Source organism: Synergistaceae bacterium, from assembly GCA_017443945.1.
Lineage (GTDB): Bacteria > Synergistota > Synergistia > Synergistales > Aminobacteriaceae > JAFUXM01.
The window spans coordinates 43441-66147 of record JAFSXS010000060.1; the positions used below are offsets into that span (position 1 = coordinate 43441).

The 22707-nt window shown below is 41.8% G+C and carries 26 protein-coding genes; 15 read left to right on the top strand and 11 right to left on the bottom strand.

What is annotated here, in order from left to right; translation table 11 throughout:
• Positions 1-2: 2 nt before the first annotated feature.
• From IJT21_06515 to fliE, 9 genes are all read right to left on the bottom strand, one after another.
• Positions 3-683: a hypothetical protein gene (locus IJT21_06515; protein ID MBQ7577898.1), complete on the bottom strand. Its 681-nt coding sequence runs from the start codon at positions 681-683 to the stop codon at positions 3-5.
• Between the two features lie 3 nt (positions 684-686).
• Positions 687-1256, bottom strand: coding sequence for a lytic transglycosylase domain-containing protein (locus tag IJT21_06520; GenBank protein ID MBQ7577899.1), 570 nt, complete (start codon positions 1254-1256; stop codon positions 687-689).
• Positions 1257-1258: 2 nt separating this feature from the next.
• A complete protein-coding gene (gene fliJ, locus IJT21_06525) occupies positions 1259-1708 on the bottom strand; it encodes a flagellar export protein FliJ (GenBank protein MBQ7577900.1) in 450 nt (149 codons plus the stop codon).
• 106 nt (positions 1709-1814) lie between these two features.
• A complete protein-coding gene (locus tag IJT21_06530) occupies positions 1815-2195 on the bottom strand; it encodes a type II toxin-antitoxin system RelB/DinJ family antitoxin (protein ID MBQ7577901.1) in 381 nt (126 codons plus the stop codon).
• Between the two features lie 30 nt (positions 2196-2225).
• Positions 2226-3596 (bottom strand): flagellar protein export ATPase FliI, encoded by a 1371-nt coding sequence (gene fliI, locus IJT21_06535; protein MBQ7577902.1) that lies wholly within the window; start codon positions 3594-3596, stop codon positions 2226-2228.
• A gap of 3 nt (positions 3597-3599) precedes the next feature.
• Complete coding sequence (locus tag IJT21_06540; GenBank protein MBQ7577903.1) at positions 3600-4550, bottom strand: hypothetical protein; 951 nt, start codon at positions 4548-4550, stop codon at positions 3600-3602.
• The gene (gene fliG / locus IJT21_06545; GenBank protein MBQ7577904.1) at positions 4543-5562 is read right to left on the bottom strand and encodes a flagellar motor switch protein FliG; all 1020 of its coding nucleotides are present in this window, start codon (positions 5560-5562) and stop codon (positions 4543-4545) included. The genes IJT21_06540 and fliG overlap by 8 nt, the downstream gene beginning before the upstream one ends.
• Positions 5563-5584: 22 nt before the next feature.
• On the bottom strand, positions 5585-7162 hold the full coding sequence (fliF, locus tag IJT21_06550; GenBank protein MBQ7577905.1) for a flagellar M-ring protein FliF: 1578 nt from the start codon (positions 7160-7162) through the stop codon (positions 5585-5587).
• A gap of 10 nt (positions 7163-7172) precedes the next feature.
• On the bottom strand, positions 7173-7514 hold the full coding sequence (gene fliE, locus IJT21_06555; protein ID MBQ7577906.1) for a flagellar hook-basal body complex protein FliE: 342 nt from the start codon (positions 7512-7514) through the stop codon (positions 7173-7175).
• 866 nt (positions 7515-8380) lie between these two features.
• Between fliE and IJT21_06560 the strand changes: the two genes are divergently transcribed.
• The 15 genes from IJT21_06560 (at position 8381) to IJT21_06630 (ending at position 20790) form a co-directional block, all read left to right on the top strand.
• Positions 8381-9943 (top strand): DUF4139 domain-containing protein, encoded by a 1563-nt coding sequence (locus tag IJT21_06560; protein MBQ7577907.1) that lies wholly within the window; start codon positions 8381-8383, stop codon positions 9941-9943.
• A complete protein-coding gene (locus IJT21_06565) occupies positions 9930-11093 on the top strand; it encodes a hypothetical protein (protein MBQ7577908.1) in 1164 nt (387 codons plus the stop codon). Before IJT21_06560 ends, IJT21_06565 begins: the two co-directional genes overlap by 14 nt.
• Complete coding sequence (locus IJT21_06570) at positions 11090-12193, top strand: LptF/LptG family permease (protein ID MBQ7577909.1); 1104 nt, start codon at positions 11090-11092, stop codon at positions 12191-12193. The genes IJT21_06565 and IJT21_06570 overlap by 4 nt, the downstream gene beginning before the upstream one ends.
• Positions 12194-12988, top strand: coding sequence for a UDP-2,3-diacylglucosamine diphosphatase LpxI (gene lpxI / locus IJT21_06575; protein MBQ7577910.1), 795 nt, complete (start codon positions 12194-12196; stop codon positions 12986-12988).
• Positions 12985-14100, top strand: a complete 1116-nt coding sequence (locus IJT21_06580) for a lipid-A-disaccharide synthase (protein MBQ7577911.1) — start codon at positions 12985-12987, stop codon at positions 14098-14100. The genes lpxI and IJT21_06580 overlap by 4 nt, the downstream gene beginning before the upstream one ends.
• 69 nt (positions 14101-14169) lie before the next feature.
• The gene (locus tag IJT21_06585) at positions 14170-14940 is read left to right on the top strand and encodes a DUF4198 domain-containing protein (protein MBQ7577912.1); all 771 of its coding nucleotides are present in this window, start codon (positions 14170-14172) and stop codon (positions 14938-14940) included.
• 1 nt (position 14941) lies between these two features.
• The gene (locus IJT21_06590) at positions 14942-15373 is read left to right on the top strand and encodes a hypothetical protein (protein MBQ7577913.1); all 432 of its coding nucleotides are present in this window, start codon (positions 14942-14944) and stop codon (positions 15371-15373) included.
• The gene (cbiM, locus tag IJT21_06595; protein ID MBQ7577914.1) at positions 15373-15960 is read left to right on the top strand and encodes a cobalt transporter CbiM; all 588 of its coding nucleotides are present in this window, start codon (positions 15373-15375) and stop codon (positions 15958-15960) included. The genes IJT21_06590 and cbiM overlap by 1 nt, the downstream gene beginning before the upstream one ends.
• Positions 15957-16508: a hypothetical protein gene (locus tag IJT21_06600; GenBank protein ID MBQ7577915.1), complete on the top strand. Its 552-nt coding sequence runs from the start codon at positions 15957-15959 to the stop codon at positions 16506-16508. Before cbiM ends, IJT21_06600 begins: the two co-directional genes overlap by 4 nt.
• Before the next feature lie 181 nt (positions 16509-16689).
• A complete protein-coding gene (locus IJT21_06605; protein ID MBQ7577916.1) occupies positions 16690-17394 on the top strand; it encodes an energy-coupling factor ABC transporter ATP-binding protein in 705 nt (234 codons plus the stop codon).
• A 42-nt stretch (positions 17395-17436) separates the two neighbouring features.
• On the top strand, positions 17437-18468 hold the full coding sequence (locus IJT21_06610) for a hypothetical protein (GenBank protein MBQ7577917.1): 1032 nt from the start codon (positions 17437-17439) through the stop codon (positions 18466-18468).
• Positions 18469-18603: 135 nt separating this feature from the next.
• Positions 18604-19146: a hypothetical protein gene (locus tag IJT21_06615; protein ID MBQ7577918.1), complete on the top strand. Its 543-nt coding sequence runs from the start codon at positions 18604-18606 to the stop codon at positions 19144-19146.
• A gap of 6 nt (positions 19147-19152) precedes the next feature.
• Positions 19153-19737 (top strand): hypothetical protein, encoded by a 585-nt coding sequence (locus tag IJT21_06620; protein MBQ7577919.1) that lies wholly within the window; start codon positions 19153-19155, stop codon positions 19735-19737.
• Between the two features lie 32 nt (positions 19738-19769).
• Positions 19770-20294 carry a S1 RNA-binding domain-containing protein gene (locus tag IJT21_06625; protein MBQ7577920.1) on the top strand — a complete coding sequence of 175 codons (525 nt, stop codon included), beginning with the start codon at positions 19770-19772 and terminating at the stop codon, positions 20292-20294.
• Complete coding sequence (locus tag IJT21_06630) at positions 20272-20790, top strand: DUF501 domain-containing protein (GenBank protein ID MBQ7577921.1); 519 nt, start codon at positions 20272-20274, stop codon at positions 20788-20790. The genes IJT21_06625 and IJT21_06630 overlap by 23 nt, the downstream gene beginning before the upstream one ends.
• A gap of 6 nt (positions 20791-20796) precedes the next feature.
• Here the strand turns inward: IJT21_06630 and IJT21_06635 are convergent, their stop codons facing one another.
• Both IJT21_06635 and IJT21_06640 read right to left on the bottom strand, forming a co-directional pair.
• On the bottom strand, positions 20797-21759 hold the full coding sequence (locus IJT21_06635) for an alpha/beta hydrolase (protein ID MBQ7577922.1): 963 nt from the start codon (positions 21757-21759) through the stop codon (positions 20797-20799).
• A 30-nt stretch (positions 21760-21789) separates the two neighbouring features.
• Positions 21790-22707: uroporphyrinogen-III synthase (locus IJT21_06640; protein MBQ7577923.1), on the bottom strand; the 918-nt coding region annotated here is incomplete at its 5' end.

The following is a 22707-nucleotide window of genomic DNA, read 5'->3' on the forward strand; positions in this document are numbered from 1 at the left end:
AATTATCTTTGCGGGCGAGACATTAATTCGGTGAGTCTTGCGGCTTTAGTGGGCTTAATTTTTCCCATTATCGAGGCTCTTGCGTCATTCGGCAATTTCATTAAGAGTTCGACGGCTAAATTATCGCGTAACTGTTCGACAATTGCGGCGGCGTTACGTGCTGACATATCTTGATAGGTGCGTGCGATTTGATTCATTAATTCCTGCTCGCTTTCAGAGGGCGGGGCGTTGTTTGCGTTATTATTTGCGATTTGTTCATTTAATCTGCGCTGCCTGCGTGTTATATCGCGTGAGAGTTCCATTAACTCTATTTCGCGCCTGTCATAGTTTGCGATTCGTGAAAGGTCGCCGCTTTCTAAATTTCTTTCTCTTGCGTCGAGTCTTCTCTGCCATTGTTCGAGCTCCACTGCTCTGCGTTCACCAACACTGAGCGCGTAATATTCCGGTACCTGAAAAAATTCGGATAACTGTTTGCCTACATAGGGGACTCTGGGAATAACGCTCCAGAATAACGGCCTGCCGTCCCAAATGCCGCTTAAGTGCATTCCTACAGCAGTTCCGAGTCCAAGCAGTAACAGCCAGAATAACATTGTAATTTTTCCGAGCTTCTTTTTTTTCTTTCTGCGTCTGACTATCGGCTCTGATGCTGGTGCTGAGTCTTGAGTCTGTCTCTCGTCTGCCATTTTTTAACCTGCCTCCCTGAGTCTGCGGTAAATTGCCATTATATTTTTCACGTAACGTTTTGAGACATCCGGAATATTTCCAGAGTCAACTCTTGCCGGGCCTGCGTTGTAAGCTGCTAAAGCCTTCTCAATGTCGCCTCTATATTTATCGGTCAAATCAGAAATATATCTTACGCCGCCTTCGATATTCTGCACGGGGTCAAATGGATCTGTTACGCCCAACATTGCAGCTGTGCGGGGCATTAACTGCATTAAACCTTGTGCGCCCTTGTTCGATACTGCTCGTGTGTCCCAGCCTGACTCGACTTGAATCATAGCGCGGATTAATTCGGGGTCTATATTATATTTTTGTGCGCATGAGTCTATAACACTTTTCAGCGCGTTATAATCAGTTCTGCCCGTAATATTTGCCCTGTTCCTGTTTACGTCATTGAGGACATCGACAAAACGGCTTCTCAACGGGTTATTATTGTCTTGATTCGGAATATTGTAGAGCTGCGGAGAAATTTTGTGATGAATTTCATCTATGCGGCTTAATATGCGGGTTATGTTCGTAAAGTCGGGGCCGGCCATTGTTAAAACACTCCTTTATGTGAAAATTGTATTGATGCAACGTCGTCAAGTTCGTTTTGTTCTATGCTTAATTGTTCCTGAAAATCTGCCTGCTTTAAGTGATCTATATAAGTTTCCATTATTCTAACGTCTTTGTGTCTCTCTACAAGTCTTGCTTCTGTGCCTGCGATTCGTGTGCGTACATCTGCAAGCGAGTCATTACCCTTTATTATGTCTGTGTTGATTGCGTCTATAAATTGTCTCTGAAACCATAAGTCATTTGCTGAAACTGTTTTATTTCCTGCCGAGCTGAAATCTAATATTGCTTGAGTCTTCTCGCTCTCAAGTTTTGCTAAATGATTCATTACGTTTTGTTCTTCGCTGCGTTCGGCTGCTAAAATAGTCTGCTCATTGCGGCGGCTGTCTTCTCTGAGTCGTAATATTCTATTGAATGTTGCTATGCGTTGATTCATGATTGCTGCTCCGAATTAAATTAATGAGTCAATATCGCGCTTATTGTGAATAACATTAACATTTTTGTATATATCCCTTATATCATAAAACGCGCTGTGCAAAATATTAACGTGATAAGACAGCATTTTCTTCTTCCTCCAAGATTTTTTCTGCTTCTTCAAGGGAGTAATACCGGCCTGCTTTGTGATCGTCATATGCTTTCTGCATGTAAGTAGTAAATTCTTCATCGGTCATGTTGTCAATAAAAGGAATGCTGTATTTTTTCAACACTTCCGGGTCATCATCGGGTAATTTTTCATCCTGCACAGGTACACTTAATTTAAACGGGATCTCATTATGCAATATAACTTGTCTTGTAAATAAATCTACCGCTTGAGAATACGATAATCCCATTTGATTCAAAATATTTTCGGCTCGTTCGTATATTTCCGGTTCTAACTCTACTACATATGAATTTGTTGTTTTCTCTGCAATTGCTGTACTCATTAAAAATTTCCCCTTTCGTGATTAAATTATTTAGCTGGCTGCTTTTTCCGGCTGTGTCTGTGTCTGTACTGTCGGATAAGGCGCAAGAGCAAGCAGTCTACTATCAGTATCGTCAAAGCTCGTTTTGTCCTCGACTCTCTGCGATAAAAAATTTCTTACGTCTTCCATGTTTGCCAAAGCCCAGTCAACGCGCATATTACTTCCGGACTTATACGCGCCTATATTTATTAAATCTTCTGACTCGGCATAAGTAGCTAATAAATCACGGACTCTTGCGGCTGCGTCCAAATGCTCGCGGGACACTAAAGCAGGCATAACACGACTCACACTGTCTAACACACTTACAGCAGGATAAAAATTTCTCGCCGCAATTTTTCGCGATAAAACAATATGTCCGTCAAGAATACCCCTGACTGTATCTGCAACAGGTTCATTCATGTCGTCGCCGTCAACTAAAACTGTATAGATTCCCGTAATGCTTCCGACTTCACCAGCTCCGGCGCGCTCTAACAATCTCGGCAGCATTTCAAACACTGAAGGAGTATAGCCCCTTGTCGCAGGAGGTTCACCTATTGCAAGACCGATTTCACGCTGGGCACGCGCGACTCTTGTTACAGTGTCCATCATCAATAAAACGTCTTTGCCCTGATCCCTGAAATATTCAGCTATGGCCGTTGCTGTCATTGCAGATTTTAATCTAATTAATGCCGGCTGATCTGACGTAGCAATAACTAATACTGAACGTTTCAAACCTTCCGGGCCTAAGTCACGTTCGATAAATTCGCGCACCTCTCGGCCTCGTTCGCCTACAAGTGAAATTACATTTACGTCCGCAGTAGTGTAGCGCGCCATCATTCCTAACAGCGTACTTTTTCCCACGCCTGAACCAGCAAAAATTCCGATTCGCTGGCCTTTACCTAGTGTGAGCATTCCATCAACAACACGCACGCCGACTGATAAAGGAGTATCTACCATTTTGCGCCTTAACGGATGAGGAGGAGTCGCATACAACGGATAAAAATCTGTTGCAGCAATAGGGCCTTTGTCGTCGATAGGATTTCCGAGTCCGTCAAGCACACGCCCTAGCAAAGCATCACCGACGGGAACTTCAAGCGGCCTGTTAGTCGATACAACATCACAGCCGGGGCCGACCTCCTGTAAAGCTCCTAGAGGCATAAGCAAAACTCTATCTTCACGAAATCCGACAACTTCAGCGTCTAACTCGTGCGAACCGTCGCGAAAACAAATTTTGCACAAATCACCGACTCTAACGTCAGGGCCCTGAGACTCTGCTACTAATCCGACAACTTGAACAATACGGCCGTTTATCTTGATTAATGGCTTCTGCAATAAATCAGTGCTGAATAACTGAAATAAATTTAAATCGTCTAAATCTTTCATGCTTTAGTCTTCCTTTGCTGCCTGCTGAAATACTTCATCAACAACTGACTCGACCTGACTCATTTGAGTTTTCCAGCGGGCATCATAGACTCCGAGACTCGTTTCAACAATGCAGGCACCTTTTTCGACACTTGAGTCCGGTTTTATCTCTAAACGCTTGACTCCCCTTAATGCATCCTGAAATTTTGAGTCTATATTGCTTTCTACGTGCTTCAAATCTTCGGGCGATACGTAAATTAAAACTTGATTCTTGTCGCTCAAACGTGCTAATACTTCAGTCAACACAGAGTCAATTGTATCAGGGTTTAACTCGACTTGACGATGTAACATGCGCCTTAACATTTCAGTCCATACGCGAATCAAACGGGGCTGATTTAATTTCACGAGTTCAGCAAAATTTTCATTAAGTTTTTGTCCGAGATTATCAATTACTCCGGCCAAGTCAGCAAATTTCGTCAAATATTCCTGTTCGACCTCCTGCCGAGCCTGCGTTAATCCCTCGTTATAGCCTTTGTTAAATCCTTCCTGCTGTGCTTTAGTGCGTGCCTCGTCAGCAATTTTTTTCGCGTTTGCGTTTGCTTCTGACTCTAGGGTTCTGCGCCGTGCCTCGTATTCGGATTTAATGCCGCCTATTTCGCTTTCGAGTCGTGCTTTAGCTTCTGATAGTTGAGAGTTAGCTAATTCTGCCGTGCCTAAACTGTTAGTGAGTGCTTTAATTTGCGCTGTCAACTCGTCTAACTCTTTTGCGTCGGGAGAAGGAATATTTACCTGCAATTTTTGCGCGGAATTTTTCCCGGCTCTCACTGTCTTAGCTGATCCGGGCTGCTCTGATTGATTGTCGGGCGGTTTATTTCCTTCCTGCTTTATTTCGCTCTCAAGGATTCCGATTTTCACAGCTTGCGGCAAAAGTCTCACAGTGCGCAGGACTCTTTGATGAGCAAGACCGTTATACAACTAGCTCGTCTCCTCCGCCGGTAGCAATTACGATTTCTCCCTGTTCCTCTAAGCTCCTGATTACGTTTACTACCTTCTGCTGGGCTTCTTCTACGTCTTTGACTCTTACCGGGCCCATGAAATCCATATCTTCCTGTAACATTTCGGCAGCACGCTTTGACATATTCTTGAAAAATTTTGCTTTGAGGTCTTCTGTCGCGCCCTTGAGTGCCAAGCTGAGTTCTTTGAGGTCGACTTCACGCAAGACTCTCTGTAACGACCTGTCATCAAGTTTCATGCTGTCTTCAAATACAAATAATCTCTTCTTGATTTCTTCTGCGAGTTCGGGATCATTTTCTTCGAGATATTCCATGATGTTGCGTTCAGTTGCTCTATCAGTGCTGTTTACGATTGCGACAACTGCATCAATACCGCCTGCAACTGTGAAATCCTGCCCCATAACGGTGCTTAATTTGCGCTCTAACACTCTTTCAACCTCCCGCAAAACTTCAGGTGTTATGCGATCCATATTAGCGATTCTTTTCGTAACGTCGGCCTGCAGAATGGGATTTAATCCGCTCAGAATCATTGCTGCCTGCGTCGGTTCAAGATAGGACAGAATTAATGCTATTGTCTGCGGGTGTTCGTTCTGAATGAATCCTAAAATCTGTCCTGCGTCCGTGTGTCTCATGAAATCGAACGGCTTAACCTGAAGGCTTGCTGTGATTCGTGCCAGTAGATTCTGAGCTTTCTCCGGACCGAGTGCGCGTTCGAGTACGTCTCTTGCATAGTCAACACCTCCGCGCGCCATAAATTCACGAGCCATTAAGATTTCTTGAGCTTCTTTCAAGACCGTGAGCTTTACGTCGGGCGTTACCTTTCTTAAATTTGCGATTTCCAGCGTAATTAATTCTATTGTTGCATCATCGAGCTTCTTATATACTTCCGGGGCTATGTCGCTTCCAAGTGAGACCATCAAGACCGCAACTTTTTCACGGCCGCTTAACCCCTTTCCGCCTTCTTCTTTGGGCATAACGTCAACTCCTTCACGTTAATTAACTATCCATTGAGAGCCATTCATTAACGAGAGTCGCAATCTCATCGGGATGACTCTTTGCGTAGGCTTTGAGCTGTTCTTCAAGTACCGCCATTTCACCTTGGAACGCAAGCAAATCTGGTGAAGTGAGCATTTCTTGAATCGTCGGAACTTTTTTGCCGGCTTCCTCGATCTCCTGTACTGCGAGTCTCTGCTTCTTGATTCTCCACCACCAGAATAAACCGCCCAAGAGCAATAACAACACAAATAATGCAGCAATTGACCCCGAAATAATTCGCCATCTTCGTTCTTGCCGTAATTCTTCAGCCATAGCATCAGCAAAAGCAGTTGAGAATCTCATCGAACGCACGACAAGAGTATCACCCCTCTGCGAATTAAAGCCTATTGCAGACGAAATTATTTCCTTCAATGAGTCTAATCTTTCCTCGCTCAAATTTTCGCCTTTATCATCAATCAAGACTGAAGCCGTTAATCTCCGCACACTTCCGGGCGTTACGACCTGATCGCCTTTTCTAGTTGTGATCTCATAATTTGTCGTAGAATTTGATCTATTATATTCGCTGTTCACCGTCGTAGAATTTATTGCGTAACCTGGAATATTTGTTGTCGTGCCGGGGTTGCCGTTGACTGGGTTTCCTTGACCTGTGTAGCTTTCTTCTTGACGTTCATTACTGCGGGGGACTCCGACTCCTGTTTCGGGATTAGGCGTGTATTCAACAAATGAGCTTGTGCGCTTGTCAAAATCTAAATCAACCTTGACTCTCACAACAGCAGAACCGGGGCCGAAAACTTGTTCAAGCATAATTCTAACTTTATTCTCTAGTTCGCGTTCGTGCTGGCGTTCTAACTCTCTTTGCACTGATGCAACGGAATTAGACCCGTCCGGATTGTACATAATCATAGAGTCCGAAATCATGTCAGACAAAATGCGGCCTTGAGTGTCAACAACTGTTACTGCGTCGGGCTGGAGTCCGTCTACACTATGAGCGACCAAATGAATAATTGATTTAACTTGATTCGGGCCGATAGTTGCTCCCTGCCTCAAACGCAATAAAACTGACGCTGTAGAAGGTTTCTGCTGTTCGAGAAATAATCTCTGCTCAGGAATAACAACGCTGACTCGTGCGTGTTCAACTTGTGCCATTTGTGAAATTGTGCGTGCAAGTTCGCCTTCTATCGCGCGCATATAAGCGACTCTCTGCTGAAATTCGCTCATTCCCATTTTCGAGTCATCAAAGAGTTCAAAGCCTCTAGTACCGCCCTTAGGGAGTCCCATTTGTGCAAGAGCTAATCTCGTTTCATAGACTGCATTTCCCGGCATTAAAATAGCGTTTGCACTCGGATCTAATCTGTATGAAATATTATGTTCGCGCAAATAATCAACAATGGCCGCCTGATCTTCGACTTCTAAACCTGCGTATAAAGGCTCGTAACTCGTTGTGCCGGTCATAAAAATTAATGCTATAAGCGCACCGAAAACTATTAATATTGCGAGAATGATAGAGATTCTCTGCCAGATTTTCAGCGATGCCCAGAAGTTTAAGAACGAGGCCATCCAGCGTTTCAAAGTGTCCATGATGATTTATTTAGCCTGTAATTCTTGATAATGCTTGATATGCATCGAGGAATTTATTACGAAGTTCCATGACCATCCTTAAAGCCGTATCAGCCCTTGACGTTGCGAGCACTACTTCTGAAATGTCGTCTACGTCGCCGGTTGACAGGTCTCTAATTTTTTTGTCTGCTTCCAGCTGCAATTGATTAACTTTCTTGATAGAGTCAGAGAGCATATCTTCAAATGACAATTTCGGGGCTTGCGGCGTTACATTATCCGCAAGTGCAGCGCTTGTATTGTATATACTTCTAGGAATTTCGCGCGTTCCATTTTGTCCGTATACTTGAGAAAAATCTATTAATAGACTATCCATAATAAATAAGGGCCTCCCAGTCAGATAATTTATTTTTTCGCTCCATCGATATGCTTCATCTATTATTAAGGGCAGCAACTCGAAACATTGTCTAGCATCCTTCTAAGACATCCCATTTACACAAGCCGGGTAAATTTGCCGCTCATTTCTTCATAAAATTTTCACATAACAATTTTACACCCATAATGCTTTAAATTTTTACGGGACTCAAAAATTTTCACGTACAAATCTGCACAAAGCCTCGTTAAAGATTTAAATCAAGGGGCAAAAATATTTTTCTCATTATACACTATAATATTTATAATTCACGACACAATAATAATAGCGTGATACAGAAATTTTTGCATCACATTTTAATTTATTATCGGCAGGGAAAAATTTTTTATTAATAGACAAAACACTTAATTTGCGCCACTGATTCCGGGCGGGGAGGGGGGCAAGGGGGAACGGGTTTCAGGGGTTCCCCCACATACACAAAAATTTTTTCTACGGTTATATAGTCAATGCAATAATTTATCGCGCAAATATGCAAAAGTTTTTACAGCTATAAAAGTGTATTTACTCTGAAATATTTATCTATAAATTTTTTCTCGCGAATCAATGCTGTATTGAAAAATTTTTCTTCGCGAGTCATTGCAATTAATAAAATAATTCAACATTTTTGTATTAGTATAAGTATTAGTAAAAAACTTTCATTTGCCGGAGAAATTTTCATAATGGAATCGTAAAATAATTATAACATTTGCAAGTCTTATATATAATATACTCGAAAAGGGGAAATTATCGCGCCTTTATCTAAAGAATTTATTTGACTTACATTATAATATATTGAATCATGACGCGAAAGGAGAAATTATTTATTTACTATGAAGACATTTATTATTTCACTCGTTATTATTGCAGCGTTAGTCAGTTCAGCTGTTGCCGCAGAAGTGAGCATTAACGCATTAGACTTTTACCCAAGCGGCGCAAAATTTACGTTCACAGTAAACCCCGGCGAAAATTCAGCGTTCGAAATTATTTTACCGGGGGCATTCAAAGCAGACTCTATCAGATTACTAAATCCCGATGACGTTCAGGGAAATATAAAAGTTGAATCACGTTCGCGCACAAAATGGACTCCTGAAGGACTCGCAGAATTAGACTCGCAGGTACAAGCACAATCAAGAGTCATCGACGAATTAAACGCGAGAAAAGCTGCACTCGAACAGACTCTATCACTCCTGAAAAATTCTGTTCCGGAATCAGCAAGACCCGAAAAATTACTTGAATTTATCCGTGAAGCTCAGGACTTGAGACTCGAAACAGAAAACGAGCTTGCAGACTTAAATATCACACTCGAACAGGAAAAAGCAAAGCTCACAACTTTACGCAGCGAATTAAATTCACGCACTCCCAGCAATGAAAAAAGTTATCTGCTCATTTCCGGCAAAGCAAATAAACCAGTAAAATTTGAGGCTTTCACAACTTCAGCAGCATGGCGGCCAAGCTATATTTTGAATCTCGACAGCAGCACGGGCAGCATTGACGTAAAAATGTTTATTCGAGCTTCACAGAAAACGGGACTCGATTTCAACGGAAATATGACTCTTCACACGAAGACTCCCGATGAAAGAATCACAACTCCCGAATTAAAGCCGCTCAAAGTCGCAATCAAACCCAAAGAAGAAAATCTCGGCGGAGTAGGTAATCTCAGACTCAGACGCAATAACAGTCAATATTCTTCAGCAGCTAGAGAAATGGCCGCTCCCATGCTTGATGATACAGCACTAGAAGACTTTGCAGCACCCGAAGCAGCTAAGGCACCGGCAGTAACTGAAACTCTTTCCGACAGAACTATAAATATTAACGGACTAATCACAGGCGACGGGCACGAGTCAGAATTTGAAGTCATACGCAGCGCACTCACACTCAACAGCAAGCCCGTTATAATGCTCATTCCCGAACAAAGAAATAATGCGTGGATTATTGCAGAAATGGACGACTCAAACGAGCATTTAATACCGGGTAACGCAGAACTTAGAGTCGACGGTACAGCAACGGGAAAAATTTTTATTGAGGAGTTCGGCAAAGGTCAAAAATCTATTCCGTTCGGCTATCTCGAGCAGATCACAATCAAGAAAGAGGCTTTAATCGAGAAAACTGGTACATCATGGTTCAGCGGTGTTTTCACGAGCGGCTACAAACTCGAAATCACTAACGGCACAAAGGAAGACCGCACAGTAACAATAAGAGATAGACTCCCGATCCCTACAGACGAAAAAATTAAACTCGACATTAAACGCATTGAGCCCGCACAGAAAGATAAAGACAAAGAAAATAGATTCACATGGGAAATTAATATTCCGGCAGGTTCAACGCAAAATATAATAGTTGATTACACATTAAGTTATCCTTCAGGAGAAGAACTGCGCTATGGGACAAACTAATTTTTTGAAGTGGGTAACGTTCCCGCCTGTTATATCAATTGCTACGATAATGCTTGCCCGTTCAATGGGTGAAGGCACTATTGTAGGCGGATTAGATTTATCAGTGTGGGCGTTGGTGTGGCTGATATTTATTATATTAAGCATTCTTTACGCGTTATTTATCATGAACGGATTTAATATCGGGTTAATTTCTCTTCAGGCACTTGCGCAGGGAATAATACTTTGTCCGATGTCGATAGCTTACGGTGCTAGAATGTTTCAATGGCTCGGCGTGCTATTAGCTGTGTGCGGGGCTGCTGCTCTAGTTGTTGCATATAATCAAGCTGAAGCGGAGAAAAGAATCATAGTCCCGAAAGAAGTAGAAAACGATATGCGCCAATTACCGATAAATTTTGCGATAACTAACGAGACCGGCGCAATATTGAATCTCACTGACGGAATGCTTGAGATTTTAGGACTCTCGCTCGCTGATATAATGGGAAAAAATATTAGCGACTGGTTTAGCCCTGTTGCAAAGACTGCCGAACTTCACGAAAAAATTTGGGACATTAAGCGCAAGAGTCTTGATAATGGACGCAGATTTTATTTCGAGCTGACTCAAAAAGGTCTTCCGGTGGGTGAAGAAGGCGCAGAGACTCCCGAAACTGTAATAAATGCAGATCCGGCGGCATTCATTGACCCTGATACGAAATTGCATACTTATAATTACGGTTTTGCGAGAATCACCGACGAGCTTTACAGATTAGGACGTTACAGCAGACCTCTAGCAGCATTGATGATTCGTGTAGTTTTCCCGTCGTTATTGCCTGATGATGACATGGAGAAATATGTTAGACCGTTCAGAGCTTATTGTGCGAGAGTCAAGGCAGATTTAAGACAATCAGATACAGTGATTCAAACGGGAGAATTTCAATTTTTGATCGTGTTGTCAGAGAGCGATGCAAGGGACGCAGAAGGGGTCGCCGAAAGACTTGTAGCGATAGTAAATGCCTTAGTGCCGACGTTCGACGAATTTAGAAATGTTACAGTTCTGAATGTAATCGAAGCATTTGAATCGCCTAACAGCATGCCAAGCCCGCAGGAACTTGTTGACAGGATGACTCACGCAATGACCCGTAAATATTCTGCAACTGCTTTATCACAACAATGAGACGGGGATTACTTAATAAATTAATTCTCGGAGCGTGCGTCGGGCCGTTTATGTTCGGGATATTAATTTTTGTGCTGATATTTGTTGCGGGAGATTTATTATTTCAGGCTGCAAGATTAATTATCGAACAGGGAATCGCCTTCAGTGTCGTTACTCGATTATTCTTTTATCGATTGCCGGAAGTGGTTGTTATGACGATTCCGATGTCATCATTGCTTGCGACTCTATTAGGAATGTCGACTCTTAACGGGAGCAGCGAATTAATTGCGTTAAAGTCTTTGGGAATCTCGTTCAAGCGAATTTTGCGGCCGATTTTGCTTACGTCGATTCTAATTTCAATTACGGCGTTGACATTTAACGAAACTTTTGTGCCGTTTGCCTCGATTGCTGCTGATAGATTAATGAAGTTCGAGATACTCAAGAATCAAGCGGCGGCGGTTCAGGAAAAAGTTTTTTTGCGCGAGGAAGAAAACGGGAAATTAAAGCGCGTTCTATACATTGACGAATTAAACCCGGAAGAAGGCATTATGTCAGGTATTATGATGCACGAGTTCAACGAGGAGGGCGGATTAACTGCAACACTTAACGCACGGCGGGGAACGTGGCAAAATTCGCAATGGTGGATAGAAGACGGCAGAATGTATGACGTAGACAAAGACGGCGAAATAAGTTTATTATTACGCTTTGAACGTCAAAGGCTCGCGATAAAATTATCTCCCCAACAATTACAGCGCAGTACGAGAAGACCTTCAGACATGAGCGCACACGAGTTATGGAGCTACATTAATCAAGCGCAGACAATCGGCACAGATTTATCAAAATTATGGGTAATGTTTCATTTGAAATTGGCTGTACCGTGGGCTTGCGTAATAATGGCTGTCTTAGGTGCGGGCTTTGGTGCATCGAGGCGCGGACGTTCGGGCGGAGGCGTAGGCTTTGGAATAAGTGTCGTGATGGTCTTTGCTTATTATGTAGTAATGTCATTGTGCCGTGCATTGGGCGAGTCGGGAAATATTCCGCCGGTTATAGCAGGTTGGGGGCCGAATCTTGTATTTATCGTGCTGGCTTTATTCTTTGCGATGAGGGTAGACAGAATTTAAATGAGTATAGCATTAATTGCAGGTGAGGGAATCTTACCCGTTGAAATCGCTAAAAGACTTCAGACTCAGCAGGAGACTTTAATAATGACTCTTCGTGATGATCCTGAAGTCTTGAGACCCTACGCAAAAAAATTAATCCGCATGAGGACTCCGAATCTTGGCCGGGGTTTGCGCGAGATAAAAAATTTCGGTTCAGACAAATTAATAATGGCCGGACGAATCCCGAAGAAAATTATTTATTGCCTGCCGTTATTGTTCGACAAAATTACACGTTCGATTCTGAAAAAATCTTTACGCGACGATCATTCATTATTGGGAGCTGTCGTGAGAGTCTTTGAGTCAGAGGGGATTCAAGTTATACCATATTGGCAGATTTTGCCGGAATTTATAGCGGCATCAGGAAAATTAACGAGCCGTGAGCCCACTACAAACGAATTATCCGACATTGAGTGCGGGAAAAAAATTTTGCGCGTTACTCTTCCGTGTTCATTCGGTCAGGCTGTTTGCATTGCTGGAGGTGCTGTCGTTGCAATTGAGGCGATGGAAGGCACCGACCAAATGATAAAGCGTGCGGGAGTTCTTGCGGGACGTGGAGTCGTCGTGAAAATGATTCGTGAAGATCAAGATTTGCGTTATGATTTGCCTACAGTCGGGACAAAGACTCTCGAAAATATGCATGAAGCCGGCTTAACGTGTCTAGCTGTTGAGTCAGGGAAGACGCTGATATTAGAGCCTGAAAAATTCTTTGATCTCGCGGAAAAATTTAATATTTCAGTCTGGGGGATTCAGCCGTGAATATTTTTATCTCGTGCGGGGAAGTCAGCGGGGACATTTACGCAGCTGATTTGATTCGTGAATTGTTAAAAATTTCTCCTGACTCAAAAATTTGGGGAATGCTGGGAACTGAAAGCGTTAAGGCCGGAGGTTCTGCAAAATGGAGCTACGAAGAATTAAAGCTGATGGGAATAATTGAAATTTTGCCTGCGATACCTAGAATTTTGCGCCTGAAAAATAATATCGTCCGTGAAGTAATGAAATCGAATCCCGATATAGCAGTGCTTGTTGACAGTCCCGACTTTAATTTAATTCTTGCGCGTTCACTCCGTAAATCGGGCTATAACGGCAAAATAATATCTCTGATTCCTCCTACTGTGTGGGCTTGGCGTTCAGGAAGAGTCAAGAATCTCAAGCGCGATTTTGATTTATGCCTGCCGTTATTCTTGTTTGAACATAAATTTTTGCTGGATCACGGTGTTAAATCATTATGGAAGGCTCATCCCCTCGTGCATGACTTGAAAAATGTCAGAGTCTCTCAAGAGTTTGCTAATAGATTTGCCGGAAAAAAAATTATTGCCCTAATGCCCGGCAGCAGACGCTATGACATAAATTTTCATCTTGATATTTTGCTGGGGACTGCTGAAATTTTGCGCGAAAAAAATTATTGTCCGGTCTTCTCGGTTGCACAGGGACTCACAAAGAATCTTGCTGATGAACTGCGCGAACGTGTAAAAATTTCCGGCTTTGATTTATGGGAGGGCGAGGGGCGCGAATTAATGTGCGGATCTCTTGCTGTTGCGGGTGTTTCCGGAACTGTTGCGGTTGAAGCTATGTTATTAGGCCGTTACATGGTCGTAATTTATAATATGAAGAGAATAACTCATGCGATTTTAAAGCGTTTAGTACACGTGAAAAATATTTCAATCCCGAATTATTTAACAGACAAGCAATTATACCCGGAATTATTATGCAATGACGCTTCACCAGAAAGAATCGTGCATGAGCTCGAAAATTATTTGCTCGATAATGATATAAAGCTCGCAATAGACTCAGGACTCAACGAGGCAAAAAAATTAATGGGCACTGACAACGCAGCAGAGTTTTGGGCAAAATGCGTATTTTCACAGTAACATTTTTATTTATAAGCGTGTTATTATTCCTCTCGTTTTGAAAATTTATTCAGGGAGGATTATTTATTTATGAAACGTTTTCTAGTTTGTGCGTTAATTCTTGTTCTTGCTTCACCTGTTTTCGCTCATGAACTCACGATTAAAGCAAAGGACAGCGCACCCGAAGCAGGAAAAATTTTTCACGTTACTGTACAGTCTGCTCACAGATTCATAGTTCCTGAAGAGGTCGAAATTTTATCACGCGTCAAAGCCGGACTCATCAAAGACGGAAAATTAATCGAGTCGCAATTAACCGGCAATGATAAAGATTTGTGCATTGATTTTACTGTTACAGCTCCTGAAGGCACGTTTATTTTAGCAGCAATCAAAGACGGCGAGTCATGGTGTGTTACTAATGAGGGCGGGAAATCAGGCGCGCGCAAAGATTTAGAGGCACAGGGACTCAAGGTTATATCAGCAAATAAATATGACAAGTACGCAAAGGCCATTTTCAACGCCTCACACGACGATAAAACTTTTTCGCAGGTTCTGAATTTCCCGTTAGAGATTATCCCCGTAACTAATCCGGCAGATGCGAAAGCCGGCGAATATTTTGACGTAAAAATTTTGTTGAACGGTCAGCCTTACACCGGGCCGGTATGGGCGACTTATGACGGCTTTGTAACTGAATACGAGAACACTTACGCATATTACACCGAAGCAGAAAACGGCCAAGCACATATAAAGATTACTGCTCCGGGCTTATGGGGAATCAGAGCAGCACAGGGAAATTTACCCGGCAAACCTGGCGATTACGATAATTTAAATTTGCGTTCGTTCTTATTATTTAACGTGAAGTAACATGCGAAAATTTTTGCTCACTCTCATAATAATTTTATCTGCGGCTCCTGCATTAGCTCACGGGACGGGCTATAATATTTCAAATCTGCCTGCAATCGCGCTTGAATTTTTCTATTCGACCGGCGAAAAAATGAGTTATCGCGAAGTAAAAGTTTTCTCACCGTCAGACTCAAAATTTGCAGCTCAAACCGGACGCACTGACGAATTTGGGAGATTTGCATTTGTCCCGAACGTTTCAGGAGACTGGCGGGTAATAGTGCGTGATGAAGAAGGCCATCAATGCGAGGCAAATATTACGGTTGCAGAAAATTTCAACGCGGCAGTAAATGACTCACAGCCTGAAGGATTTAATTTATATTTTCGCGCTATTCTGGGAGTGAGCTTAATATTTAATCTTGCAATGTTGATAAAAATTTTCAGGAGAAATAACTAATGCACATCAGCGAGGGGATTTTATCAGGCAGTGTATTAATTGCGGGTTGGGCGGGGACTGTTGCCGGAGTCTCCGTCGGTCTCAAGAAAACTAACCCCGACAAAATTGTAAGAGTCGCGCTTTTATCGTCTGCGTTTTTTCTTGCTTCACTGGTAAATGTGAAAGTCGGCCCGAGTTCGACTCATTTATCTTTGCTTGCTCCGATGGGATTAATTCTCGGCTGGGCTGCTTTCCCTGCGATATTAATTGCGTTGCTGCTTCAGGCTGTATTATTTCATTTCGGGGGCTTGCTCGTTCTGGGTGTGAATGCGTTTATAATGGGATTCTCGTCAGTGAGCGTTTATTTAATGTTCGGAAAAAAGATTCGCGAGTCAGGGAGCAAAATTTTTTCATTTATTGCCGGAGCTTTGGCCGTGATTATAGCTGCATTGCTTGTAGGTTTGTGCTTGGGAATTACTGACGGAAATTTTTTAACAGCTGCAAAATTAATAGTACTTGTTCACTTGCCGTTAAGCCTGATAGAAGGACTTGCGACGATGTTTATAATTTCGTGGTTAAAGCGTGTTTCGCCGGAGTTCTTGTCATGATTATATTTGCGATTATTTATGCTTTTATTGTCTCGTTGAGTGAATCAATTTATTTGCTGGCTCTTGCGTCGATTCTGCCTGTTATTATAGTAGTTAAGCGTCCGGAAATCTTGAAATCTCTTGTGAAATTAAACGCGCTGAATTTATTTATGATAGCAACATTAATTTTGACTTGGCCGAATGTGCGTGAGGGCGTTATTATTGCGATGCTTATAACGTGGCGGCTGAATTTGATTTACACGATTTTTGCGGGAGTAATTGCGCGTATGGGGTTTGCTGGAATTTATGCGGCTCTCGTGAAATATCATGTTCCTGAAAAATTGCGAGTGCTGTTATTATTGACAATGCGCGGAATATTTATAATGAATGACAGATTTGACTCGGCGTTGACTGCTTTAAAGTTGCGTGCTCCTGACATGAAATTTATTACGAGATTTAAAACTTTCGGCTATATAACGGGAAATATTTTATTGCAGAGTGAGTCTCGTTCTGAAAAAATGTTACAGGCGATAAAGTGTCGGGGCGGCTTTGAAGGCTTCAATCAGTAATAATTTTTTCTCCCCCTCGGGGTTGGGAGGGGGTCGGGGGGTGGGGTGGGGGTTAGCGGGATGGAGTTACAACAATGCTTGAAATTAGAAATTTATATTACACATATTCAGATAATCACGAGGCTTTAAAAAATGTTTCTCGTAGTGCTTGACAATATGCTGATGTGATGGAGTTACAACAATGCTTGAAGTAAAAAATTTATATTACACATATTCAGACAATCACGAGGCTTTAAAAAATGTCTCATTCGCTATTAATGACGGTGAAAAAATTGCTCTTGTCGGCGCAAATGGTTCGGGAAAATCTACACTTTTATTGCACTTGGCCGGAGCTGTTGAAGTTCAACGGGGAAAAATTTTCATCAACGGCGATTCTAAAATTGAGACTCTGCGAAAAAAAGTCGGGTTAATCTTTCAGGACTCGGACAATCAGTTATTAATGCCAAGCGTTATAGAAGATGTAGCATTTAATCTCGTCGCAAATGGAGTTAAAGCAAACAAAGCACATGAACTCGCAGAAAAAATTTTAAATTCTCTGGGAGTCTCGCACTTGGCCTCAAGACCTCCGCACAAACTATCAGGCGGCGAGAAAAAAATTATCACAATAGCAGGCACAATTATTTCACAACCTGAAATATTAGCACTTGATGAGCCTACGTCAGGACTTGACCCTAAAGCACGAAGACGGGTAATAAATTTTTTGCGCGGTTATGACAAGACGATTTTATTAGCAACTCATGATTTAGATATGGCATTAGACATTTGTTCGCGTGCGATAATTTTATATAACGGCGAAATTGTAATAACGGGAACTTTGCCGGAATTATTTACGAATCAACAAATTTTAGAGCGTTACGGACTCGAATTGCCCCTGCGTTACTCATGAAAACGTGATAGAATATTTTGCAATAAATCACGAGAAAGGATCTTGACAAAAATGGAATCATTTGCCACAATTGACCAGACCAGACCAGACCAGCTATTATTATCACTTGTAATGCCTTCAATTCCTGATGATATAAATACACTTCTTGCAAACGTAAATATTTATTTCGACTATCTCCCAATAAAGAATATATACATAATCGGCCCCGACACAATAAAAGAACGAATCACCCGGCAAAATGACCCCAGACTAATTTTTATGAACGAGAATGAATTTGTTGATGTTGCCAGAATCCGCGAGCTTTATTCTTTACGCACTGACAAAAATTTAAAGCGTGCAGGCTGGTACATTCAGCAATTTATAAAGATTCAATTTTCGCGCTTTACTAATGACGAATATTATTTAATCTGGGACAGCGATACAATACCGTTAAAGCAAATAAAAATGTTTAGTGAGGACTCGCGGCCGTTTTTCGATATGAAGACAGAATTTCACCCGCCATATTTTGATACGATTGCGAAATTATTTCCCGATGTCAAGAAAGTAATTAATAAATCTTTCATCAGCGAACATATGATAATAAATTCAAATTTTATGCGCGCGCTTATAAACGAAATCGAAGCTAACTCAAGTCTTCAGGGGAAAAATTTTCAGAAGAGAATAATAAACGCTGTTGACTGTGAAAATTTGCCTCGTTCGGGGTTCAGCGAGTTCGAGACTTACGGAAATTATGTCATGACTCGTTATCCTGAAAGCTATATTTTGCGGGACTGGCACTCACTGCGGACTCATGTAAAATTTTACAGAAATATAGACGAACTTAACGAACGTCAAAGAAAATGGCTGGCAACTTTCTATGATGCAGTAACAATAGAAAGATTCCAAAAACTTGCTTTCTTTGCGCCATTGATTCAGTCTAACTTATTCCAGAAAAAATTTGCGCCTCAAAGCCTCAATGATGTTGACGATTATCTCATTATAAAAATTTTATTATGGCTGAGAATGCTCCCTTCCCGCTTAATTCCAGAAAAAATAAAACTCGTGATAAAGCGCATACTTCACAAGAAGATATAACGGCGGGCAGTGATAGCTAAAATTATATTCGGGAAAATAACTCTTCATAAATTTTTTATCTCATGATAAATAACGCGCTATAATTATGCGACAATAATAATAAATAATTGCACAAATGAAGGAGAATAAAATTTTATGGCATCACAAAATCTGCTCGGTTATATCGTAATCGAAGGTACAGAAGGACAAATGCGGGGTGCTGCACTTGCGTCTGATATGCGCGGGATTCCTGTTGATTTCCGTTATACTGACCTCGTAAAGCCTAACAAGCTCGAAAAAATTTTATACGGCTCTTCACTTGATACATACTTGAAAGAAGAATTAATGCTCGAAAGTTTATTAGACTCAATCGAAGTAGACCCGCAATTATGGCTGTGCAATGACGGCGATTTGCTTAACCCGTTAAAGATTATCGGACAAGTAAAAGCTGTGTTAATCTCTGAGTCTTCACATGCTCCGTTAGAAGCTGCCGGCCACATCGAGACAACTTCAGAAAAAGGAGTCTATTTATTGCAAGCGTCGGCAAATGGTGCGCCCGTAATGTTAGAATTTCCCGAAAACGTCAGACCCGAAGAAATCAAGCAGGCCGCAGAAATTCTCACAGAAGCGTCTAAATCAATGGACATTTTAGAACCGTTTACAAGAGTTCAGAAGGCGTTATTATCTCTGGGAGCATAAATAAAAATGTTCGACGGGCTGAGAAAGACTCTAGCAAGACATTTTTTCAGGCGCATAAAAATTTATAGACCGGACGAAGCATTTATTACGGAACTTCCGGCGACTCATTCACTGCGCAGGAAAATAGAGACTCATAAATTCGAGAGCAGCATAAAAATTGACGTTCTGACATTGCCGGACGTATTAAAGAATTTGCGCTGTACAGTAAAGAAAGTAAAATTTACGCTCAATAAAATTACCGTCAAGAAATTCAAGATTAAACGCTACACAAGGCAGGATATACGCGTGAATAAGCTGCCTAAACGCGGGATGAACACATATAGCGCACTCAAGCAAATTCAATCATTGCCGCAAGAACGCGAAAATATACTCAAACTCTTGAGAAATAAGCCGGCGATCGCGAAAAATGAAATGCTGCTTGCTTGTTATGGCCCTATAGTTGATAGCGCCGTGATAAAATTAGCGTTGAACAAGAGCAAAGGAACGCTTTTAATCTGGTACAATGCCGGAAGCCGCCAACTCAAAGCAAGATACGTGTATTTAGTCCGCAGGCTTGGACTTGGCGAGAAACCCGAGTGGCGTTGGGTATAAATAAATTTTTTTTCGAGGGAGAAATTTTTTAAATGGCCGATAACGCTCTAAACATTGGCGACATAGTAGATTGCACCGTTGAGCAAATCATGCCGTACGGAGCTTTTGTCAGGATTAACAAGTTCGGACGCAAAGGAATGATTCATATTTCCGAGCTTTCATATAATTTTGTGAAGGATATTAACGACGTTCTCAAGCTGCAAGACGAGATCAAAGCAAAAATTATCAGGATCGACGAGAAAGGCCGCATAGATTTATCAATAAAGCAAGCCTCAGAGCCTCCTGTTATTCAAGCAAAACCGCAAAGACACTTAACGCCGGTAAATTACGAGTTCAGACAGCCGCGCGAAAATCCTAAAGTCTTTTATGATTTCAGGGAACTTGCTTCAGACGAGAATAATAATTTTACGACTTCACCTGATGAGGCTGACAGCTTCGAGAAAAAAATGGCGTTGTTTCTGAAGACCAGCGAGGCCAAAATTACGGACTTAAACACGAGAAATTCTGCAAGATCAGGACGCAGCAAGAGAAGACTTGACAGACGCGAATATCCTTAAGGCCGTGAAATTTGATAATTCCATTGTGATGGGAGCTGCTAAAGTCTGCCGGTTTAATCGTGTCCAAGTGATTAAATGCGCGCCGGTCGGTGAAAAAATGAGACTCTTTCCGACTAGTTTTTGGCTGATGTGTCCGTATCTAATAAAACTTGCTGGAAAAATTGAGTCTGACGGCGGAGTCAGCGAGCTTGAAAATTTTCTGCGTTCTCGTAATTTATATAAAGGCTGGAATAAATATAATTTGCTTCATCAATTAATACGGGTTAATCTGCTCGATAAGAATTTGCGTGAGTTCTTGCGTAAATATAAATTTTCCATGTACAAAACTTTAATCAGCGGCGGGATCGGAGGCACAAAATATAAATTCGGCGAGATTCATATTAAGTGCCTTCACCTGCAGACAGCGTCGTTTTTAGCTTTAAAGCACCACCCCGGCGGAGAGTGGCTCAAAAGTAAAGGGCTTCAAAGCGAGTGCAATAATTGTCAGTGCTGCTGAAAAATTTTATTTCTTGAGATATTTGTCAAAGAAGTCAACCATAATTTTCATGACAGGCTCTTGCACCCAGTACGGCCCCCCGTGAGCAGCATTCTTCACGATATAGCGCTCTGTCTCGACTCCTTTAGATTTTAACGCTTGAAATAATAAATCAGTCTGACTCGGCGAAACAAGTTTATCTGCGTCCCCGTGCATAAATAACATCGGTACTGATTTTTCGCTTGCATACTCTACCGGACTCGCCTTTGCTGATTCTTCCGGATGAGCTAAGACTCCGCCGTCCTTGCCTCCGAATGTAGGAGTCCCTAACACCCATAATGCTTCTGTTGCTCCTGCGCTTGCGTGGCCTTTCTGATTCTCCTCGTCGTAATCCATGCCGATATTGCGAACATCTGTTATACCGAAAATATTTGCTGCACACAAAACATCGCTTGAATAATCAAGAAAATCGCCCGTGTCAAATTCCTTCATGCCGTTTGTGAGTCCTACAAATGAAGAAAGATAACCGCCCGCACTATTTCCGAGAACGCCGACTCTATTCACGTCAATATTATACATAGACGCATGAGCACGCAGCCAACGAATCGCAGCTTTTACGTCCTGCAATGGCTGGGGAAATTTTCCTAACGGCGCATTACGATATTCAACACTCGCAACTACATAGCCGGTCTCAGCTAATCTCATTCTCTGTTGAATCCAATTATTTTTCGGGGCCATTATGAATCCTCCGCCAGTTACATAAACTATCAAGGGCAAAGGCTCTTTCCCTGAAGGCTGTAAAATGTCCATCGTCAGTGTATAAGTCAGCACACCTCGCGCAAATCCTTGAGCAAACGGGATATTTTCATAAAGTGTGATAGCGTTAGTAGTGAGTTCGACATCAATAATTTTGCTGTCAAATTTTTCACCCGCAAATGAACCCGACACTAACACGCAAAGAACTAATAAAGCCGCTAAAAGTTTACTCATATAAATATAACCTCCTGATAAAAATTTTAATCACAAGCAAGACATTACAGCGTCATAAATTGATTTTATTTCTGCCCGCTTAGAGATCCTAACGTTCATAAATCCTGCGTTAAATGCCTCTTTTGCTGTCTGCTCGCCTATACAAACAACAATGGCCTCACGCAAATTATTTGTATTCATAGCAAAGCCCTTCACTGTTGACGCACTCGTGAAAATTATAAAATCTGCAAATTTCGGAACATGTTTAAATTTTACGTAATCGATTCTATAAATGCAAATCTCATCATAATTTATATTTTGTGAGTCAAATATTTCTGCAATTTCCGGCGACCCATTTAACGCACGCAGCATTAAAATTTTTCCCGCGAGTCCTTCTGCTAAATGTCTGCAATCATAAATTTCCGGTACAAAATCGACTCGCAGACCGTGAGACCTCAAAGAATCCGCCGTTGCTTGACCGATAGCAGCAATTTTCGCTGTGCCGATTTCCCTTATATCACGATTTGACTCGCTCAAAAGTTTAAAGAATGCCTCAACGCCCGTAACACTCGTGAAGCCTACATAATCATAGCCGGATAAATTTTTTCCCGTAAGTGAACCGCTGATTATTTGAGTCTTTATCGATGGCATTAACACGACTTCAGCACCTGAGTCACGCAATAGAGCCGCTAAACTTTCAGAACGTCCCGCCGGTCTTGTGATAATAATTTTTTTGTCATGAAGGGGCAAATTTTCACGCCAGCTGTAATTTAACTCTGCTGTATCGCCTATTATTATTATTGCAGGAGGATTTATTTTATTTGCGGTAATTGACTCGTGCAAATTATTTAATTTCGTGCGTATAATTCTTTCTCGTGAAGTTGTGCCGTTCTCGATTACTGCGCATGACGTGTCAGGACTCAAATTTTCTGACAATAATTTATCCTGCAATTCTTTAGAGTGAGAGAC

Excerpts from the sequence above, each read along its gene's own strand:
- IJT21_06615 (MBQ7577918.1), top strand. The coding sequence starts at position 18,604 with ATGGCATCACAAAATCTGCTCGGTTATATCGTAATCGAAGGTACAGAA.
- IJT21_06590 (MBQ7577913.1), top strand. The coding sequence starts at position 14,942 with ATGCGAAAATTTTTGCTCACTCTCATAATAATTTTATCTGCGGCTCCT.
- fliF (MBQ7577905.1), bottom strand. The coding sequence starts at position 7,162 with ATGGACACTTTGAAACGCTGGATGGCCTCGTTCTTAAACTTCTGGGCA.
- fliG (MBQ7577904.1), bottom strand. The coding sequence starts at position 5,562 with ATGCCCAAAGAAGAAGGCGGAAAGGGGTTAAGCGGCCGTGAAAAAGTT.
- IJT21_06600 (MBQ7577915.1), top strand. The coding sequence starts at position 15,957 with ATGATTATATTTGCGATTATTTATGCTTTTATTGTCTCGTTGAGTGAA.
- lpxI (MBQ7577910.1), top strand. The coding sequence starts at position 12,194 with ATGAGTATAGCATTAATTGCAGGTGAGGGAATCTTACCCGTTGAAATC.
- IJT21_06560 (MBQ7577907.1), top strand. The coding sequence starts at position 8,381 with ATGAAGACATTTATTATTTCACTCGTTATTATTGCAGCGTTAGTCAGT.
- IJT21_06565 (MBQ7577908.1), top strand. The coding sequence starts at position 9,930 with ATGGGACAAACTAATTTTTTGAAGTGGGTAACGTTCCCGCCTGTTATA.
- fliI (MBQ7577902.1), bottom strand. The coding sequence starts at position 3,596 with ATGAAAGATTTAGACGATTTAAATTTATTTCAGTTATTCAGCACTGAT.
- IJT21_06635 (MBQ7577922.1), bottom strand. The coding sequence starts at position 21,759 with ATGAGTAAACTTTTAGCGGCTTTATTAGTTCTTTGCGTGTTAGTGTCG.
- IJT21_06605 (MBQ7577916.1), top strand. The coding sequence starts at position 16,690 with ATGCTTGAAGTAAAAAATTTATATTACACATATTCAGACAATCACGAG.
- IJT21_06520 (MBQ7577899.1), bottom strand. The coding sequence starts at position 1,256 with ATGGCCGGCCCCGACTTTACGAACATAACCCGCATATTAAGCCGCATA.
- cbiM (MBQ7577914.1), top strand. The coding sequence starts at position 15,373 with ATGCACATCAGCGAGGGGATTTTATCAGGCAGTGTATTAATTGCGGGT.
- IJT21_06515 (MBQ7577898.1), bottom strand. The coding sequence starts at position 683 with ATGGCAGACGAGAGACAGACTCAAGACTCAGCACCAGCATCAGAGCCG.
- IJT21_06530 (MBQ7577901.1), bottom strand. The coding sequence starts at position 2,195 with ATGAGTACAGCAATTGCAGAGAAAACAACAAATTCATATGTAGTAGAG.
- fliE (MBQ7577906.1), bottom strand. The coding sequence starts at position 7,514 with ATGGATAGTCTATTAATAGATTTTTCTCAAGTATACGGACAAAATGGA.
- IJT21_06585 (MBQ7577912.1), top strand. The coding sequence starts at position 14,170 with ATGAAACGTTTTCTAGTTTGTGCGTTAATTCTTGTTCTTGCTTCACCT.
- IJT21_06620 (MBQ7577919.1), top strand. The coding sequence starts at position 19,153 with ATGTTCGACGGGCTGAGAAAGACTCTAGCAAGACATTTTTTCAGGCGC.
- IJT21_06625 (MBQ7577920.1), top strand. The coding sequence starts at position 19,770 with ATGGCCGATAACGCTCTAAACATTGGCGACATAGTAGATTGCACCGTT.
- fliJ (MBQ7577900.1), bottom strand. The coding sequence starts at position 1,708 with ATGAATCAACGCATAGCAACATTCAATAGAATATTACGACTCAGAGAA.
- IJT21_06570 (MBQ7577909.1), top strand. The coding sequence starts at position 11,090 with ATGAGACGGGGATTACTTAATAAATTAATTCTCGGAGCGTGCGTCGGG.